A 19413-nucleotide genomic window follows, 5' to 3' on the forward strand; every position below is an offset into this window, starting at 1 on the left:
ACAAAGTCAATTTGCTTTGCAGTCAATTGTCAATTTTTTAAAAAATTTACCATTCATTTTTCAACTTTGTTGAAAAAATTCACCATTCACTTACTGTATTTTTTCCTCCTCATAACCTCATAACCTCATAACTTCATCACCTTATCACCACCTTATAAAACCACCTGCTGTATATACTCATCCGTTTCAATGACTCCATCTCTCAAATGTACATTTCTCTTGGTTTGAGCTGCTACATCAGGTTCGTGGGTAACTACAATGATGGTTTTTCCTTCGTTATTAATATCTTGAAGCAGTTTCATAATATCATGAGTGGTCTGAGAATCAAGTGCTCCTGTTGGTTCATCCGCCAAAATCACTTTAGGATTGGTAATTAAAGCTCTTGCAATCGCTACACGCTGTTTTTGTCCACCCGAAAGTTCATTAGGCAAGTGATTCGCCCATTGTGCTAAACCTACTTTCTCTAAATATTCCATCGCGCGTTGGTTTCGCTCTTTTCTAGGAACATCTTGATAATAGAGTGGAAGCGCCACATTTTCTAAAGCTGTTTTATACCCAATTAAATTGAATGATTGGAAAACAAATCCCAAAAATTTACTTCTGTATTCTGCCGCTTTGGTTTCGGTGAGGTGTTCTATAGGAATGCCATCTAATTCATAGATTCCGCTGTCTTTTTCATCTAAAATACCAATGATATTCAGTAAAGTAGACTTTCCAGAACCAGAACTTCCCATAATCGAAACGAACTCTCCTTCGCCGATTTCTAGGTTAATTCCTTTCAATACGTGCAACTTATTATGACCGATATCGTAAGACTTATGTAAATCCTTGATGACTAGCATGGGCTTTTTTGGAATAAGTAGTAAATTTTAGAAACTTGTTACAAGAAAAAAAGAGCAAAAATTTTAAAATCTTTTGTTTAATTGTAAAATACTTTAAATAATGAAATTCTGTGTAATTGTTTAATTAAAAATACCTCGTAAAAGCCCTATTTAAGTGCCAAGTGCACGCAAAGGCTTTATTCATCAAACCTCTATGTAATTGTGGAAAACTTTTGCCCCTAAAAACCAAAAATTTAACATGAATGAGGCGTTTTCATTTTTGATTTATAACTTCAATTTCTATTTTTGTAAACAAACTTAATCAGATAATTAATAAAAAAACGCAGCAAGCTATGGGAATTTTTGACAAACGTATCAGTTATAAACCTTTTGAATATCCAGAAGTACTACAATTTGTTGATGCTATTAATAAATCTTTTTGGGTACACTCAGAAATAGATTTTACTGCGGATGTACAAGATTTCCATTCTAATCTTCAGCCGTACGAACAAAACGCGGTAAAACATGCGCTTTTAGCGATTGCTCAAATTGAAGTTTCTGTAAAAACTTTCTGGGGAAATCTGTACAACCACATGCCAAAACCAGAGCTCAATGGTTTGGGTGCTACTTTTGCAGAATGCGAATTCCGTCACAGTGAGGCTTATTCTAGATTGCTAGAAGTATTAGGATATAATGATGAATTCAATAATGTGATTGAAATTCCTGCCATCAGAGAGAGAATAGACTATTTGAACACCGTTTTAGCCAATGCGAAATCTACCAATCATAAAGAGTACGTTTCTTCATTGTTATTATTCTCTATTTTAATAGAAAACGTTTCTCTATTCAGTCAATTTGCCACGATTTTATCTTTTACAAGATTCAAAGGGTACATGAAAAATGTATCAAACATCATCGCTTGGACTTCTGTAGATGAACAAATTCACGCCAATGCTGGAATCTATTTAATCAATAAAATCCGTGAAGAACAACCAGAATTATTGACCGATGCAGACATCGAAGATATCTATGGTTTAGTAGACCGTTCTGTAGAACTAGAAGCTAAAATTCTAGACTGGATTTTCGAAGCGGGAGAGATAGACATGTTCTCAAAAGAAGACTTGCTCAACTTTATGAAATATAGAGTAGATGATTCTTTGAAAAAAATTGGCATGAAAACCCGTTACAACGTAACCCCTGAACAATACAGACCAATGACGTGGTTCGAGGAAGAAGTTTTCGCCAATTCTTTAGATGACTTCTTTGCTAAAAGACCAGTAGATTATACCAAGCACGATAAAAGTATCACTGCGAACGATTTATTCTAATTGTTTGCGGAGAGTTGGATGCTGGAAGATGGAAGTCTTGAGCGCGAGCGAAGCGAGCGTCAATTGTTTTCAAAGTTGAGAAAGCGAAATTCGTCAATAGGAACGGGCTTTTTTATGCTGAGCTAAGCCGAAGTAAGCCCTTTTTAAATTGAAAAAATTCAATAGAATTTTACCCAATCAAAAATTCAAATGGCTTAGCCACGAAGTTGCAACATGCAACAGCATCGGGTAAAGTCCGATGAAATAAATAAAAGTTTTTAAAATATAAAAATCGCAGAATTTTCTGCTATAAATAATAATCTTGAATTTTAAATGGAAAATTTAGAATTCTTTTTTTGTGAAAAAATTTAAACGATATGGAAGAAAAATTAGATATTTGGTGGCTTAATGAAGAGTCGGAACAGATGCTGAACAGAGGGTATCTTCTAAAAGGAGAAACCGTAGAAGGAGCTATTGACAGAATTACTACAGCGGCAGCAAAACGCTTGTACAAACCAGAACTCATTCCTGCGTTTAAGGAAATGATTACCAAAGGTTGGATTTCTTTTTCGTCTCCAGTTTGGGCAAACATGGGAACTCAACGTGGTTTGCCTATTTCTTGTTTCAATGTTCACGTTCCAGACCATATCGAAGGCATTACCCATAAATTAGGAGAAGTGATTATGCAGACCAAAATCGGAGGAGGAACTTCTGGTTATTTTGGCGAATTGCGTCACAGAGGAACTGCAGTTACTGATAATGGTAAATCTTCAGGAGCCGTTTCTTTCATGAAATTGTTTGATACTGCGATGGATGTAGTTTCTCAAGGAGGCGTAAGAAGAGGAGCTTTTGCAGCATACCTAGACATTGACCACGGAGATATTGAAGAATTCTTAAACATCAAAGAAATTGGTAGCCCCATTCAGAACTTGTTTATGGGAGTTTGCGTTCCAGATTATTGGATGCAAGATATGATTGATGGAGACATGGACAAACGTAAAATTTGGGCAAAAGTATTGGAGTCTCGTCAGAAAAAAGGACTTCCATATATTTTCTTTACCGATAATGTAAACCGTAATAAACCTCAGGTATACAAAGATTCTGGAGCGGTAATCAATGCAAGTAACTTGTGTTCAGAAATCATGTTGCCTTCTACAGCAGACGAAAGTTTTATCTGTTGTCTTTCTTCCATGAATTTAGAATTGTATGACGAATGGAAAGATACCAACGCAGTGAAATTAGCCATCTATTTCTTGGATGCGGTATTGTCAGAATTTATAGAAAAAACCGAAGGAAACTATTACCTTTCTTCAGCTCGTAAATTTGCTTTGAGACATAGAGCATTAGGATTGGGCGTTTTAGGATACCACTCTTACTTGCAAAAAAATATGATTCCTTTTGAAAGCATGGAAGCGAAAATGTTCAATGCCAAAGCGTTCAAACAAATTCAAGAGCAATCGATTCAAGCATCAAAAGAATTGGCGAATATTTATGGCGAACCAGAAATGTTGAAAGGCTACGGAATGCGCAATACTACTACGATGGCTATTGCGCCTACCACTTCTTCATCAGCAATTTTAGGGCAAACTTCTCCGGGAATTGAACCTTTTGCATCGAATTACTACAAAGCAGGTTTGGCAAAAGGAAATTTCATGAGAAAGAACAAATATTTAGCAAAACTTCTTGAAGAAAAAGGCTTAGACAATGAAGATGTTTGGAGAGAAATCATGTTGAATCACGGTTCTGTACAACACATGACACAGTTAACACAGACCGAAAAAGACGTGTTCAAAACCTTCAAAGAAATTTCCCCAATGGAAATTATCACACAAGCGGGACAACGCCAACAGTACATCGATCAAGCGCAATCATTGAACCTGAATATCCCAGCTTCATTGGCGATTAAAGATGTCAACAATCTAATGATTGAAGCATGGAAACTAGGGGTAAAAACCTTATACTACCAACGTTCACAATCTGTTTCTAAAGAACTCATGGTAAATTTTGTTACGTGTAGCTCTTGTGAAGCATAATTCAATTGAAGATTTTTGATTTTCAATATACAAACCGCAGAAATTTCTGCGGTTTTTTTTCATCAGAAAATTGAAACTTATATATCAGTCTAATTATAAGATTTATGTAAAAAATATTTGTCTAAATGTAAAATGTTTTTTACATTTGGAAGTGTAAAAAAATATAATATGAAAAATTTAAAACTTTTACCAAACAGATGTAAAAAAGTAGGTTGGCTGATTTTTATTCCTTCATTAATATGGGGATTAATAATGATTATTTTTGAAATCAATTTTGAAGATTTTAAAATTCATTTACCAGTTTTTTTTAATTCTGGATTGTTTTCGGAAAGCGGTTTCTTTCAAATTACTAAAGTTGATTGGGTGACTAATCTTACGGGTTTATTAATTATTATTGGTGGACTACTTGTAGGTTTTTCCAATGAAAAGAATGAAGATGAATATATAAATTTTCTTCGTTTAAAATCCGTGTTTTGGAGTCTAATGATAAGCTATTTAATTGTCTTAATTCTATTTTTAACTATTTATGGAATGGCTTTTTTTAATGTGATGATTTTATCAATTTATTTACCATTGGTTCTTTATGTGTTTAAGTTCAATTATTTACTTTCGAGAAAATGAAAAATAACATAAAAGTTCAAAGAGCAATTTTAAATATAACGCAAGAAGAATTAGCAAAAAGAATTGGGGTTTCTAGACAAACTGTTAACGCTTTAGAAGCAGGAAAGTATGTTCCATCTACTGTTTTAGCTTTGAAAATTTCAAAATATTTTAAAATGAATGTTGAAGAAATTTTCCAACTTGAAGATAATGATTGAAATTTTTTATTCAATAGAGTCGCAAGTTCTGAGCGGAGACGAAGAAATCCCGACTTTTTAATTAACAACGCATTTGCTTTAGCCAAAACTTAAAATATTAGGAATAATCATAAGCTTCTTTTATATTCCTTTGGAATAACAAACACTATACTTTATTTTATCAAAAAAAATCTGTGCAATCTGCGCAATCAGCGAGAGATTTTTAATTTTATCAAAATCATAAATTCTTTTAGATTTCTACGGAACGATAAACATAAAATCCAATCTTTGTGTTCTCTGTGAAAAAACTCTGTGCTCTCTGTGTTAAAAATCTGCGAAATCTGCGGGAAATATAAATTCACTTTCTTTTTAAAATCTACAAGAAATTTTTACCTTTGAAACCAATCCCTTTTTCCTAATCCCTTAAAACTAAAAAAATGAAATTCGGACAAGTAGCAGACCCATCACAAATAGACTTCACCCTTCCGAAAGATCATCCTAAAACCCAAGAAATTTTAGAAAAATCTAAAGGAAACGATTTCAATATCTACATCGGTTGCGCCAAATGGAACAAAACCGACCTGAAAGGATTTTACCCAAAAGGAACCAAAGACGAGTTGAAATACTACGCTACCCAATTCAATTCTATTGAGTTGAACGCTACATTTTACTCTTTGCCAAGTCCAGAACAAGTGCTCACATGGAAAGAAAAAACACCGCCCAATTTTAAGTTTTTTCCAAAAATCACCAATACCGTTTCTCATTTCAGAAGACTGATTAATGTGACTGATGTGGTTACGGATTACGCGACTTCAGTTTTGAATTTCGGGGACCAGTTGGGAATGGTGTTCTTACAGTTGCATGATAATTTCAAACCAAAGGATTTTGATAGGGTAGAAAAATTTGTAAAAGAGTGGCCAAAAGAAGTTCCATTGGCGATAGAAGTACGCAGTGCAGAATGGTTTGAAGAAGAAAACTTTGAGAAATTCTCCCAATTATTAGAAGAAAATAACATCGCGAATATCATCGTAGATACTGCAGGTAGAAGAGACATGTTGCACATGAGACTAACATCAGATACTGCTTTTGTAAGATATGTAGGCGCTAATGCAGACAGCGATTACGCGAGATTAGATGATTGGTTAGAACGCATTGAACTTTGGAAAGAAGAAGGCTTGAAAAACTTGTATTTCTTTGTACATCAAAATGTAGAATTGGCTTCACCGTTGTTATCGGCGTATTTTATTGAGAAAATTAACGAAGCATTCGGAACAGAAATTCATGTTCCTGTAATGGCTCAACCCAAAACTTTGTTTTAATAAAGAATCATGGAAGAGATTTTGAGGTAAATCAGAAAGCATTATGGTAAAGAATCTGAAATTTAAGTAAAGCATAAGCTTTTTGCGAATTTATTCGCTTCTTTGCTCTCTTAAAAACAGATTGAAAGGAAAAAAAATCTTTGCGTTTTAAAAACAATGGAATACATCAATCTTTCAATAAAAAAAGCAATCTCCATGAAAGATTGCTTTTTTATTTTTACGATAAGAACTTAATTTCCTTATCCTTAAAATTATTTTTCTCCACCAGTTTATTCATGGTTTTCATCATTTTATGACGAAGTTTTGCCATTTTTCTGATGTTTTTGTCTTCGCTGTAATCAAAGATGTTGTCTTTAAAAGTGAAGGTATCCCCATCTTTAAACTCAATATTGTTTTTCTTCAGTTCTCCTAGAAGCATTAAGTTGGTCATGCTTTCCAACAAAAGATGTTCAGATTTCCCTAAAGATTTCAGAGATTTCAGCAACTGTTTTTTATATTTTTTCTTTCCCATAATTATTAATGTAAAGTTATCTGCAAATATCTGCATAATTTCTTATTTTTGAGCAAAATAAAAAATCTAATATGAGCAACGATATCATTTTTGAATTGATTGAAAAAGAAAGACAGAGACAAACGCATGGCATAGAGCTTATTGCATCAGAAAATTTTGTTTCTGATAACGTGATGAAAGCCATGGGAAGCGTCTTAACAAATAAATATGCAGAAGGCTATCCAGGAAAAAGATACTACGGAGGTTGTGAAGTGGTAGACGAAGTAGAAACACTGGCCATTGAAAGAGCAAAACAACTTTTCGGCGTAGAATATGCCAACGTACAGCCGCATTCTGGTTCACAAGCCAATGCTGCCATTTATCTTTCGGTGTTAAAACCTGGAGATACCGTTATGGGAATGGATTTATCAATGGGAGGTCATTTGACACACGGTTCTCATGTGAATTTTTCGGGAATTAATTTCCGTCCTGTATTTTACGGAGTTGAAAAAGAAACAGGGTTGATTGATTATAAACAAATGCGTGAAGTAGCACTTCGCGAAAAACCAAAAATGCTGATTGCAGGTTTCTCAGCGTATTCTAGAGATTTAGATTATGCCAAATTCAGAGAAATAGCTGATGAGGTAGGCGCTACATTGTGGGCAGATATTGCACACCCTGCAGGTTTGGTAGCCAAAGGATTATTGAACTCACCATTCGAACATTGCCATGTAGTAACCACTACTACGCATAAAACGCTTCGCGGACCAAGAGGAGGAATGATCATGATGGGCAAAGATTTCGAAAATACTTACGGTCACAAAACACCAAAAGGCGAAACCAAAATGATGAGTGCCGTATTAGATGGAGCAGTATTCCCAGGAACTCAAGGTGGGCCGCTAGAACACGTAATTGCTGCAAAAGCAGTAGCCTATGCAGAAGCCATCGACCAAAAATTTGAAACCTACACCAAACAAGTGGTAGCAAACGCTAGAGCATTGTCCCAAGCAATGATAGACAGAGGTTTTGACATTGTAAGTGGAGGTACAGATAATCACCTGATGTTGGTAGACCTTAGAAATAAAAATGTAAACGGTAAAGAAACCGAAAAAGCTTTAGTAAAAGCAGATATTACGTGTAATAAAAATATGGTTCCTTATGATGATAAGTCACCTTTCATCACTTCTGGAATCAGATTAGGAACTGCTGCCATTACCACGAGAGGTTTAGGAGAAAAAGACATGGAGACTATTGCAGATTTAATCAATGAAGTGGTAGCCAATATCAAAGATGAAGCGCTAATTGCAAAAGTTCGTTCGAAGGTTAATGAACTGATGAGTGATCAACCTCTTTTTAAATATTAATAGAACAGGGAGATTTCATTGTTATTATTTCATTTCTAGAAAACAGAATGGAAGGTTTCGGTGAGGTTTCTCTTTTTTTTTGGCAGTTAAATTAAGGCAAAGACATTTTTTAACCATAATGAAACAAAAATCTTACACTTTTTCTGAAATTAAGCAAAAAATAGCCAATTATTGCGTTTATCAAGATCGTTCTCATCAAGAAGTAGAACAGAAGTTAAAAGAATTTTTACTCATTCCGGAAGCCAAAGAAGAAATTCTCTTATTTCTGATTGCCGAAAATTACATTAATGAAGAGCGGTTCACTAGAAGTTATATCAGAGGTAAGTTTTATATAAAATCTTGGGGTAAGAAAAAAATAGCCAATGAGCTAAAAATGAAAGGCATTACCGAGAAATTAATTCGTAAATGTATGGATGAAATAAACGAGCAAGATTACAAAGCTAAAATTTTAGAAATCTATAGAGATTATTACGATAAACTTCCCGCAGGTGCCGCTTACCAAAAAAGAAGCAAAACAATCACCTATCTCATAGGAAAGGGATATGAATATGAAGAGATCTTAGAAATGTTAGACTGAAAAGTCTAACATTTTTTGTTTTATGGAGGTAGAACTAATGCTTTAGAGTCAGAAAAAAACAATATATAGTTATTTAAAAAAAAAAATTAAAAAATGAAGGTTAATTATATAAGTCATTTTCACAATAATAAGTGCTTTTTTTAGTTTATTTTGGTAATTATTGAATGTTATAGTTCTTATTTTTTATCTATCTTTGTGCTTACTTTGTTCAAAATGATGAAAAACCTTATTTATTACCTTATTTTATTATTAACCATGTTCTCATGTAAACCCAAAGAAAACATGGTATATATGGAAAAAGAAAAAAACATAGCTGAATCTAAGATCAATCAAGCTGTTTTTTATGGCGCCCATATTCAGTCAGGAGATGTTTTAGATATTAAAGTTACCGCTTTTGATGAAAATGCGGTAAGGCCGTTTAATCTTTACTCCATGAATAATTCTTCTAGTCAAGGACAGATGAATGCTCAAACCGCGCAATTTGCACCTCAGGGGTATTTGGTAGATAATGAAGGTTTTATTTATTTTCCTGTGTTAGGAAAGTTATACATCAAAGGAATGACTTTAGCCCAGCTAAGAGCAGATCTTGAAAAGAGGTTGTTAACGTACCTTGCAGAGCCTCTCGTTTCTATAAAACAATTAAATTTTAACGTTACCGTGTTAGGAGAGGTTAAGAATCCAGGTCAGCATACTAGTGCTTCAGATAAAATTACCCTCTTACAAGCTTTAGGTTTAGCAGGAGATATGACCGATTTTGGGAATAGAACCAATGTGAAATTAATAAGAGAAGAAGAAGGTATCTCTAAGACATATGTCATTGATTTTACGGATAAAAATATAACAAGTTCACCGTACTATTATATGCAGCAGAATGACGTACTTTATGTAGAACCGGATATGATTAAGAAAAAGTCTGCAAATATAGACCCCAATCGCGGCCTAATATTTCAAATAGGAGGAATAGCATTGGGAGTAGCTTCAATATTAATTAGTATTTTAAGATAAATCCATGGGGCATATAGAAGGAAAGCATTTTATTCAAAATGATAAATCAGAATTAAAATTAGAGATTCTAAAATACTTAAGAAGGTGGCCTCTATTTTTATTTTCTACAATTATAGCACTTGTTTTAGCTTGGTTATACTTGCGTTATACCCCTCCTGTATATGTTACGAAATCATCTCTATATGTGAAGATAAGGGGTGCGAAAAGTGGCGAACTTATGGGGGTTAAAGACTTCCAAAACATGGCATTGCCTTCCGGATTAATGGCAAATAGTGTAGACAATGAATTATCCTTACTCACTTCACATCCCCTTTTGTGGAATGTTGTTAAAAAAGCAGGGTTAGATGTAAAAGTCATTAGTAAGGGAAGAGTAAAAGATGTAGATTTATATGAGAAATCTCCTGTTTTTGGTTCAATATTGTCGCTGAATAATTCTAGAGAATTTAAATCAAAAAGTTATGAAATAAATCCTTTTGATAAAAACGGATTTAAACTTACAGATGAAAAGAATTTGATTAAAGGTAATTTTGGAGTACCTGTGAAAACATCTTGGGGGGTATTTGTTTTAAATAGAAATCCTAAAATCAATTTTAATGAGCCATTGGTGATATCATTTATTAATCCCAAAAAAATAGTTATGCAGTTAGAGGCTTCAATAGACTTGTCTATTCCTGAAAAGAAGTCTAACATCATTGAGTTAAGTCGTAAGGAAACTAATCCTATACGTTCGGAGAGAATATTGAATGAGTTGATGGATCAATACAATACGGATGCGATTAAAGACAAAAATGAAGAGGCGTATGCTACAGCAAATTTTATTGACGAAAGATTAAAGTTAATCACTAGGGAATTAGGGGGGATTGAAAACCAAAAGGAAAGTTTTAAAGAAGCGAATAAAATTGCAGATTTACAAGCACAGGCTCAATTAAATTTGCAGAATGCAAGTGAAAGCACCAAAAAAATAATGGAATATGCAACTCAATTAGAGATGGTAAACTCCGTGTTAAAAATGGTGAATTCATCAGGGAATGATCAGTTATTACCTACTAATATTGGGATGCCTTCAGCGCTTGATGGAATGATTAGTGATTACAATCAATTAGTACTATCCAGAAACAGAACTTTGCGTCAGGCTACGAATTCTAATCCTGCAGTCGTTCAGTTTAACAAGGAAATTACAAGTCTTAGAGAATTAATTAAAGATAACCTTAAAAAATCACAGGCCAATATTCAAATGTCTATGGGGCAAACTCAAGAACAGATGAATTTATCAAAAGATGCTCTAGGAAAATTTCCAATGCAGGAAAAAATGTTTAGAAGTATAGAAAGACAACAAAATTTAAAAGAAGCTCTTTTTATATATCTACTTCAGAAAAGAGAAGAGACAGCCATTGCATTATCTGCCAATACTGCAAAGGCTAAAATTGTAAACCCAGCTTTTACGATAGATAGTCCTGTTTCTCCGAAAAAGAGTAATGCATATGCTCTAGCTTTAGCATTGGGGATGCTAATACCCATTGGTATTTTATATATTGTTTTTGCTTTAGATACTAAAATTCATAGTCGTAGAGATGTTAAAAAAACTTTACAAGAAATCCCTTTTGTAGGAGAGATTCCCAATGCAGGAGAGATTGAAGATGCTGTAATTAGGAAAAATGATTTTTCGGGGTTTGCAGAAGCCTTTAGGATAATGCTCACGAATATAAAATTTTTGATTAATGATAAAAAAGAAGGAGAAACTACAGTGATTATGGTATCTTCTTCAATAAAGGGTGAAGGCAAGACCACGATAAGTACTAACACGGCTTTAGCATTGGCTCAAAATAGGAAAGTGCTTTTGATTGGGGCAGATTTAAGAAATCCTCAATTAAAAAAATTTACAAGTCTTACTAAAAGAGGGTTGTCAGATTTTTTAGCTTCTAAACAAGCTGAAACGTCTTTAGATAGTTTTATTCAAACGTCTAATCTAAATCCAAATTTAGATATTCTACCGAGTGGCTCAATACCTCCAAATCCTACATATTTACTTTCTAATGCTAATATGGACAAAATTTATAGTGCTCTACAATCTAAATATGAATTTATCATATTAGACACTGCCCCTATGCTTTTGGTAAGTGATTCTTTTCATTTAATAAAAAACACGGATTTGCTATTATATGTAATGAGAGCAGATTTTACAGATGTAGATATGTTAGAAGTAGCGAGTGAAATAAATAGAGAAAATGCAAATAATAAGTTAGCGATAGTTTTGAACGATGTAAAGGACAGGAACATAAGCCATTATGATAAAAAATATGGACATGGCTATTATTCAGATGATTATAAATCTAAAAAAGTAAATAAAATTTTTAAATGGATTAGCAAGTTTACAAAATAAGATTTTATTAACCCTATATATCCAAGCATTCATTCTGTAAAATTAAATTTTAAATAATTAACTCGCCCTGCTAATTATTGGTCTGCAGGGCAAATTATTTTTATTAAGCCAAGAATGACATTAGAGATATTATTTTCTTGTTTTGTAAGTAAATAATTATTTTTTTCTAAGGAAAAGAATAACTCGATTTTGAATTTTTTCTTTCGTTTTTATTTTTTATTTATGATATATATAGAAACAAAAAAAACAACAAATTTAGTTTAGATTAAAAAAAAAAATTAAATGATTAAATTAAAAAATATATTTATGTTATTTGTAAAAAAATAAGTACCTTTTATATTGATTATTATGTAATTTTAATGCGCTTTATGGTAGATTTCTGGAAAAAAAACAGTAATTTTATAGCTAACTAAATATTAAACTTATGAACATTTTTAAGAAGTATGTAGTACTTTTCTTAGTGTTATTGGTTTTGAAAAATACAGCACAAGAGAAAAAAAATTTAGTTTACTCAACAAGTAAATCTACAAGTGGGATGGTAAATGATACCCTTCCTAAAGACAAGAAAAAAAATTATAACCGTTGGTCAGCTAATTTGAATGCGGGGATTAATGTAGGTATTCGCCCTTTTACTGATGGCTATTATGCAGCCAATCCTAATTACATTTCGAATCCAGAATTAAACCATTTCGATCTTAATGTAAGAAAAATGTTTAACACCAAGTTTGGGCTAAGACTAGGTGTTGCATATGATAATTTTAAAGCAGAGACTAAAAGCCCTCCTTTTAATAACAACATGTACCGAGCTACTTTAGAAGGGGTGATGAATTTGCATAGAATGATGAGATGGGAAGAATTTACAGATACTTTTGGACTTCAGTTTCATTTCGGACCAGGTTTTTCCTTTTTACACGCTCCTAATACTAAAACTTTTAGCAACTATGATAATATTTTTAGTATTGTAGGAGGTGCAACCTTATTGATTAAAGTTTCAGATAGGTTAGTTCTAAATGCAGATTATACTTTAGTGAGCAATCTCACGCACCATGTTACATTAGATGGGAAAACAAAATTAGACCCAAGTTTAAGTAGAACGGGTTCCATATATAATACTGCTTTAGGAGTAACTTTTTATTTTGGTAAAAAACAGAAGCATGCAGATTGGTATTGGGAAAAAGATACTAGCAAAAAAGAGTATAACAATTTGTTAGCCAGAATTGAAGGTTTAGAAAATAAGATTGCAGAAAAAGGAGATTTAACAGAGGAAGTTAGAAATTACATCAATAATAATTTTGGAGACTTACAGAATACTGTAAATAACTTTAATGATAATTATACAAATGTTCAAATGAAGAACATGATTAATGGGCAGTATGTAAATGTTTTCTTTGACTTTGATGAAACGAGAATCACTCCTGGAAGCATCTCTGCCATTAATTTCTTAATTAAATACCTTAATGCTAATCCTAATGCAAATGTAGATGTAATAGGTTATGCAGATGAGTTAGGTGATTTTAATTATAACATTAATTTGTCAAAAAGAAGAGCCGAAAGGGTAATGGAAATGATAGTAAGATCTGGCATAGATGCTAAACGCTTGAAATTAGTAGTGAAAGGAGAAGATAATTCAGTTCCTAAAGAATCTAAATTGGCAAGACAGTTGGTAAGAAGAGTTGCCTTTAAGGTATCTGAATAGAAGACATAAAAATATTATAAAAAGACTTATGGAAACATAAGTCTTTTTTTATTACACTATCTCAGAATGGGTGTAAGTTAAAAAGTTAAGGTTTGGATCTTATCATCTGAGCCTTTTTCTAAAAATAAATATAAATAGGTTTATAACCAAACCTCAATTGGTCCATTTTTGGTAGCCTCTACTAAAGCGAGATACGCAGCCGACTTTACGACACCACGACTCCAGACCTCCGCGATTTCACGTCTACAGAATTCCGAAATTTTTCTTTTCCTCCCTTCCTTCGACTTCGCTCAGGATGACAAAGGTGGAAAAATTTCTTTCACTCTCAGTACTCAACTCTTGGTTCTCATATCTCACATCTCACATGCTGGGGCTCTTATATCATCAACTTTACGACTTCACGACTTCACAACTTCACAATTCCATAAATTCATGCTTCACCAATTCACTCTTGACACTTAGCTCTGCTACAAATAAAAAACTCTCTAGCGGATACCAGAGAGTCATATATTGAGGTTTACCATCGAAAAAATTAATGGTAAAAAACCTTTAATAGTGCAGCAAACTAAGTTTTTTTACTGAGTATGCTTATTTTCTTGTACCTTTTTAGCAAAATAGATACTTGCCGCAATTCCTGTTATAAGTAAAGGGTATGTTAAATCACTAATAGGAGCATTTGGAGCATCTGCCGCATCACCGTCTCCTTCATCTCCAAAACCTGGATCATCCCCATCTTGGGCGAAAATTATGGTAGAGAACGTAACAAAAAATATAAATAAAAAATGTTTAAGCATGGCGAAAATTATTTAATGATTATTGTTTGTATGTTTTTTATTTCATTGTTTTTGTCAAAGATATTTAAATAATAAATCCCAGGACTTAGTTTTTGTTGAAACTTAATATGTGCAGATTTATTATTGGCTTTGATATTTTGTGAATCTATTAATTGTCCTGCAGTATTAAATATTTTATAGGAGTAGCCTGACAATGCATTTTCAAAAGAAATATTTATTCCTTGTTCTGAAGTAGTGGGATTAGGATATATCAATAATGATGAAGCTTTAGGTGTTGTAGTTCCTAAAGTAGAAGCTACAAAGTTTATTTTGAAACGATTTCCAGAGCTTAATGCGTCAGAGGTAATTTGAAATTCATATTCAAAAATACTACCGTCTAAAGCAATAGGAGTAGAGGTTTTTAAGAAGGTGTCTTCTAAAAAAGCCTGCCCTGAGAAGGTGAAATCTTCAGTAAAAATTTTCAATTTATAGTTTGAATTTACAGTAGTTTGTGCTAATCTAAGCATTAAAAAATCATTATCTTGAATTGGAGCTCTATGCTCTGAAGATAAAGAACGTGTATCAGTGTAGAATGCTAAAGTTTCACTTGGATTACTGATTTTAGGGACATCGTTTGTATCATATGCATTATTTCCTCCAGAATAAAACCCTGCTACAACAGCATCTTTTTTGTTCCAAATATTGTTTTCTTCCTTGTGTAAAGTTACTCTTAGTCGCTCTGAAGAGACTGTGTTTGCAACTCTATTGAAAACTATATTTGAGTTTGAAGTTGCTTTATGGGTTTCCTTTATTGTTAACGTAGATGTTCCAGACGTAGCTTTTACAAAGAAAGCTTCACCTGATTGCATTATGGTACTTTGGTTCGCCGGATTAGGGTCACTTCCAGGATTTCTTTTAGTTTCATAGTCACTGTATCCATTAACATCATCCCAAGTTACATAAGCACCATATGATCCAAATGTTGGGTCGATAAACCATATTTTTTTTCCAATTCCACTGTTTGAGACATCATTTAGAATTGTTTTAAAGTCTATTGGGCTTGCATATGGATTACCTACAATAAAATAAGTGGTTGATGGAACGTTAGAATAGACAACATTTCCAGTGATTAAATTCCCTGTAGCTTTTAAGGTTGTTCTTGCTTGTGGAGTGTTAGGGTTTACATTTCCTTGACCATCAGTGGCTTCTCCATAAGGGTGTGTTGCAAAAAGTAAAAAAGCTTTGTTTAATGAACTTGTAAATAGGGTTTCCGTAAAAGTATTAGTAATATTAGTCCATGTACCTGTAGAGTTATTGAATCGTCTTAAATTATGGCTAGAATTATTAATAAGTTGTAGTCCATTGCTAGTTGGGTTGCCATTAGGTCCCCAGATATCCGTGCCATATCTACTGATTAAAGTACCATTATTTTGCCAATTATAAAAAACGGTATTATTTGTTGATCCTTTTACAGGTGCGGTTATTAGTCTCCATCTTCTAGCTTGATTTATTAAATAGCGTTCAACATTGACGTTGCCATTAATCGTTGGATTAGAGGTTAATGAAGCTACTCTAGCGGTGTTTGATATGTTTGAAACAAGAGTAATTATACCCCCTGTGTTAAAAGTGACTGCAGCAGGTACATCAAAAAGAGTTCTAACTCGAACATCACCACTTCCTGTTAGGTTTGTAGTAGTGTTTACAATAAGCTGATTTGGATAACATACGGTGTTAATCTGAACCCCATTTGTTGAACTTAATGTTAATGTCTCTAATTGTGTTGTGGTATTTAATAATTCATTTCCAGCAACGATTAAACTAGAATTTTGGGCGTAAGTTAAATTGTATATAACACCTGAGTTTAATGTTGGTTTGTCTTTGGTTGCGCCTCCGCTTCTAATTATACTAGTGTTTGTGTTTAAAGTAAACCCTCCTATTAAAAGTCCTTTTATTAAATGTAGACTACCACCTATATTAATGGTAAAACCATTGCTGTAAACGTCGTATTCTGAATTGATTTTGATATCTCTATAATTGGTATTAAAAATAGTTAAGTCGGCACTAATTGGTCTGTATTCAACTGTACATCCACTGAAATTTGGCTGTAACTGAGATAATTGTGTCCCCCCTAATGGGTTTAATACCAAAGGTTGTGGATTTCTTAATATTAAGGTACCTTGTCTTACTCCTAAATTACTATTATACTGCGTAGCACTACCATTGGTTTCCTGAGTCATAATCATTTGTCCATTAATGGTAATGGTACCAGAATCATGTCTAAAGGTAGCTTTATTGTTGTAAGAATCAAATACGTTAGTGTACAAATTTACATTTCCTAAAATGTCAAAATTTGTTGTTGTTCTACAAGCAAGTGTCGTGGTTTTGGCGCTTGATACAGTGATATCATTTCCTATTGTAAGGGATCCAGCTTGTACTGAACCTGGTCCATTTAGAATGGTTGTATGATTGTATGCGTCACTTGCCTTGATGAAAAAATTCCCAGTTATTGTTAATAGTTGATTTGTACTAACAGTTATTACTGCAGCATTTGATGTACTTATTGTAGTGCTTAATCCAGAAGTATTGTTAGCTAACGGTTCTGTGGTTAAACTACTACAAGTAACGCTGGCGGTAATAGTGATAGAATGTGCTTTAATAATTACAGCATCATCCGCATCGGGGATTCCATCTGCGTCTGTGCCAGAAGTCAATTGCCAAGTGTTAGTTTCATTCCATTTTCCATTGGCTTTACTGGTGAAAACGGCCTGTGAGAAAAAAGCTTGCGAAACGAATAATGTGAGCACAAGAAATAAGTTGTACCAAGATTTCATCTATGTTTGTGTTTAGTAAATTGACTACAAAGGTAATAAATAAATATTAATAATAGTAATTCTATTGTTCACTTGAGGTTAAATTATTATTAAAAAAAATAAAATAATCTGTAAAAACTACAATTAAAAAGAACTTTTATGCATCACAAAAAGAAGAATATCAATAATAATGTTCATCCATTAGAGAAATGGAAATGATCAAATGAATTCTATTCAGCACATAAAAAAGAACGTTTTATATTATCATTTTCGCACAACTTCACGACTTTACTACTCCACGACTTTACGTCTAAAGAATGCCGAAATTTTTCTTTCCCCTCCCTTCCTTCGACTTCGCTCAGGATGACAAGGGTGGAAAAATTTTTAAATAAGAGATAAAATAGGCTCCCTTCAGGGTCTGGGGAACACCTATTTTATTTTTAATTACTCCAAATAGCTATTTCGTATCTTTCATCACATCATCACATCATCACATCATCACATCTTTACATCATCACATCATCACATCATCACATCTCGCATCAACAACTTTACAACTAAAGAATGCCGAAATTTTTCTTTCCCCTCCCTTCCTTCGACTCCGCTCAGGATGACAAGGGTGGAGAAATTTCTAAAAAAGAAATAAAATAGGCTCCCTTCAGGGTTTGGGACTACCTATTTTATTTTGATTACTCCAAATAGCTATCTCGCAACTCGCATCTCGTAACTCATCATCAACTTCACGCCTTTACGCCTTTACGACTCCACAGCTCCACAACTTTACAACTTCACCCCTTCACAACTTCACAACTTTACGCCTAAAGAATACCGAATTTTTTTTTCCCCTCCCTTCCATCGACTCCGCTCAGGATGACAAGGGTGAAAAAATTTCTAACAAAGAAATAAAATAGGCTCCCTTCAGGGTTGGGGACTACCTATTTTATTTTGATTACTCCAAATAGCTATCTCGCATCTTTCATCACATCATCACATCATCACATCTCGCATCTCGCATCAACAACTTTACGTCTAAAGAATGCCGAAATTTTTCTTTCCCCTCCCTTCCTTCGACCGCTCAGGATGACAAGGGTGGAAAAATTTCTAACAAAGAAATAAAATAGGCTCCTTTTAGGGTTGGGGGACACCTATTTTATTTTGATTACTCCAAATAGCTATCTCGCAACTCGCATCAACAACTTTACAAATAAAGATGCCGAAATTTTTCTTTCTCCTCCCTTCCTTCGACTACTCAGGATGACAAGGGTGGAAAAATTTCTAACAAAGAAATAAAATAGGCTCCCTTTAGGGTTGGGGAATACCTATTTTATTTTTAACTCTTTTATATGGTTTTTAATTTTAATTAAGACATTATCTATATTTTTCTCTACTTCTTCATTTTTAAATCTTAAAATGTTTAAACCATTAAGTTTTAAAACTTCATCCCTTTCCTGGTCCTTTATTTTTTGTTCTTTTTCCTCATGATACTTACCATCTAGTTCAATAATTAACTTGAATTTATGACAATAAAAATCGGCTATATACAAACTTATCGGATGTTGTCTTCTGAATTTCAAACCATCTAGCTGGTTATTCTTTAATTTATCCCAAAGTATTTTTTCTGACTTTGTCTCTCTCATCCTTAATGCTTTTGCTTTTTCAAAAGAACTTGAAGGCGCTCCTTTCCACATTCTTTCATCATTATTTGAAGTTAGATTTCTCATGATCAGTTTTTTTAAAAATAAGAAAATATTTTTAATGAAAAAATTTTAATAATTAAATCTTTCTGTGTTTAGAAATTTTTCTTTCCCCTCCCTTCCTTCGACTCCGCTCAGGATGACAAGGGTGGAAAAATTTCTAACAAAGAAATAAAATAGGCTCCCTTCAGGGTTGGGGGACACCTATTTTATTTTGATTACTCCAATAGCTATCTCGCATCTCGCATCAACAACTTTACAAATAAAGATGCCGAAATTTTTCTTTCCCCTCGCTTCCTTCGACTCCGCTCAGGATGACAAGGGTGAAAAAAAATCTAACAAAGAAA

The 19413-nt window shown here is 33.3% G+C and carries 15 protein-coding genes; 10 read left to right on the top strand and 5 right to left on the bottom strand.

What is annotated here, in order from left to right:
• Positions 1 to 152: 152 nt before the first annotated feature.
• The gene (locus KKQ79_RS00200; protein WP_069798897.1) at positions 153 to 842 is read right to left on the bottom strand and encodes an ABC transporter ATP-binding protein; all 690 of its coding nucleotides are present in this window, start codon (positions 840 to 842) and stop codon (positions 153 to 155) included.
• A gap of 332 nt (positions 843 to 1174) precedes the next feature.
• Here KKQ79_RS00200 and KKQ79_RS00205 point away from each other — a divergent pair, with 332 nt between their 5' ends.
• The 5 genes from KKQ79_RS00205 (at position 1175) to KKQ79_RS00225 (ending at position 6277) form a co-directional block, all read left to right on the top strand.
• A complete protein-coding gene (locus KKQ79_RS00205) occupies positions 1175 to 2149 on the top strand; it encodes a ribonucleotide-diphosphate reductase subunit beta (protein ID WP_104794326.1) in 975 nt (324 codons plus the stop codon).
• 356 nt (positions 2150 to 2505) lie between these two features.
• The gene (locus KKQ79_RS00210; protein ID WP_213188454.1) at positions 2506 to 4161 is read left to right on the top strand and encodes a ribonucleoside-diphosphate reductase subunit alpha; all 1656 of its coding nucleotides are present in this window, start codon (positions 2506 to 2508) and stop codon (positions 4159 to 4161) included.
• 168 nt (positions 4162 to 4329) lie between these two features.
• Positions 4330 to 4782: a hypothetical protein gene (locus tag KKQ79_RS00215; RefSeq protein WP_213188455.1), complete on the top strand. Its 453-nt coding sequence runs from the start codon at positions 4330 to 4332 to the stop codon at positions 4780 to 4782.
• On the top strand, positions 4779 to 4979 hold the full coding sequence (locus KKQ79_RS00220) for a helix-turn-helix transcriptional regulator (RefSeq protein WP_069798907.1): 201 nt from the start codon (positions 4779 to 4781) through the stop codon (positions 4977 to 4979). Before KKQ79_RS00215 ends, KKQ79_RS00220 begins: the two co-directional genes overlap by 4 nt.
• A gap of 416 nt (positions 4980 to 5395) precedes the next feature.
• On the top strand, positions 5396 to 6277 hold the full coding sequence (locus tag KKQ79_RS00225; RefSeq protein ID WP_213188456.1) for a DUF72 domain-containing protein: 882 nt from the start codon (positions 5396 to 5398) through the stop codon (positions 6275 to 6277).
• Between the two features lie 217 nt (positions 6278 to 6494).
• Here the strand turns inward: KKQ79_RS00225 and KKQ79_RS00230 are convergent, their stop codons facing one another.
• Positions 6495 to 6788 carry a hypothetical protein gene (locus KKQ79_RS00230; RefSeq protein WP_104794330.1) on the bottom strand — a complete coding sequence of 98 codons (294 nt, stop codon included), beginning with the start codon at positions 6786 to 6788 and terminating at the stop codon, positions 6495 to 6497.
• Between the two features lie 71 nt (positions 6789 to 6859).
• Between KKQ79_RS00230 and glyA the strand changes: the two genes are divergently transcribed.
• The 5 genes from glyA to KKQ79_RS00255 all read left to right on the top strand — a co-directional run bounded on the left by glyA (position 6860) and on the right by KKQ79_RS00255 (position 13789).
• Positions 6860 to 8131 (top strand): serine hydroxymethyltransferase, encoded by a 1272-nt coding sequence (gene glyA, locus KKQ79_RS00235; RefSeq protein ID WP_213188457.1) that lies wholly within the window; start codon positions 6860 to 6862, stop codon positions 8129 to 8131.
• A gap of 118 nt (positions 8132 to 8249) precedes the next feature.
• Positions 8250 to 8708, top strand: coding sequence for a regulatory protein RecX (locus KKQ79_RS00240; protein WP_213188458.1), 459 nt, complete (start codon positions 8250 to 8252; stop codon positions 8706 to 8708).
• 291 nt (positions 8709 to 8999) lie between these two features.
• Positions 9000 to 9713 (top strand): polysaccharide biosynthesis/export family protein, encoded by a 714-nt coding sequence (locus KKQ79_RS00245; protein ID WP_250131150.1) that lies wholly within the window; start codon positions 9000 to 9002, stop codon positions 9711 to 9713.
• A 4-nt stretch (positions 9714 to 9717) separates the two neighbouring features.
• Positions 9718 to 12093 (top strand): GumC family protein, encoded by a 2376-nt coding sequence (locus KKQ79_RS00250; RefSeq protein ID WP_213188460.1) that lies wholly within the window; start codon positions 9718 to 9720, stop codon positions 12091 to 12093.
• 424 nt (positions 12094 to 12517) lie between these two features.
• Positions 12518 to 13789, top strand: coding sequence for an OmpA family protein (locus tag KKQ79_RS00255; RefSeq protein ID WP_213188461.1), 1272 nt, complete (start codon positions 12518 to 12520; stop codon positions 13787 to 13789).
• A 575-nt stretch (positions 13790 to 14364) separates the two neighbouring features.
• Here the strand turns inward: KKQ79_RS00255 and KKQ79_RS00260 are convergent.
• The 3 genes from KKQ79_RS00260 to KKQ79_RS00270 all read right to left on the bottom strand — a co-directional run bounded on the left by KKQ79_RS00260 (position 14365) and on the right by KKQ79_RS00270 (position 19093).
• Positions 14365 to 14583, bottom strand: coding sequence for a hypothetical protein (locus KKQ79_RS00260; RefSeq protein WP_213188462.1), 219 nt, complete (start codon positions 14581 to 14583; stop codon positions 14365 to 14367).
• Positions 14584 to 14591: 8 nt separating this feature from the next.
• Positions 14592 to 17393: a T9SS type A sorting domain-containing protein gene (locus tag KKQ79_RS00265; RefSeq protein WP_213188463.1), complete on the bottom strand. Its 2802-nt coding sequence runs from the start codon at positions 17391 to 17393 to the stop codon at positions 14592 to 14594.
• A gap of 1298 nt (positions 17394 to 18691) precedes the next feature.
• Positions 18692 to 19093, bottom strand: coding sequence for an endonuclease domain-containing protein (locus KKQ79_RS00270; protein ID WP_250131151.1), 402 nt, complete (start codon positions 19091 to 19093; stop codon positions 18692 to 18694).
• Positions 19094 to 19413 lie beyond the last annotated feature (320 nt).

Origin of the sequence: Cloacibacterium caeni (assembly GCF_907163125.1) — a bacterium.
Classification (GTDB): Bacteria; Bacteroidota; Bacteroidia; order Flavobacteriales; family Weeksellaceae; genus Cloacibacterium; species Cloacibacterium caeni_B.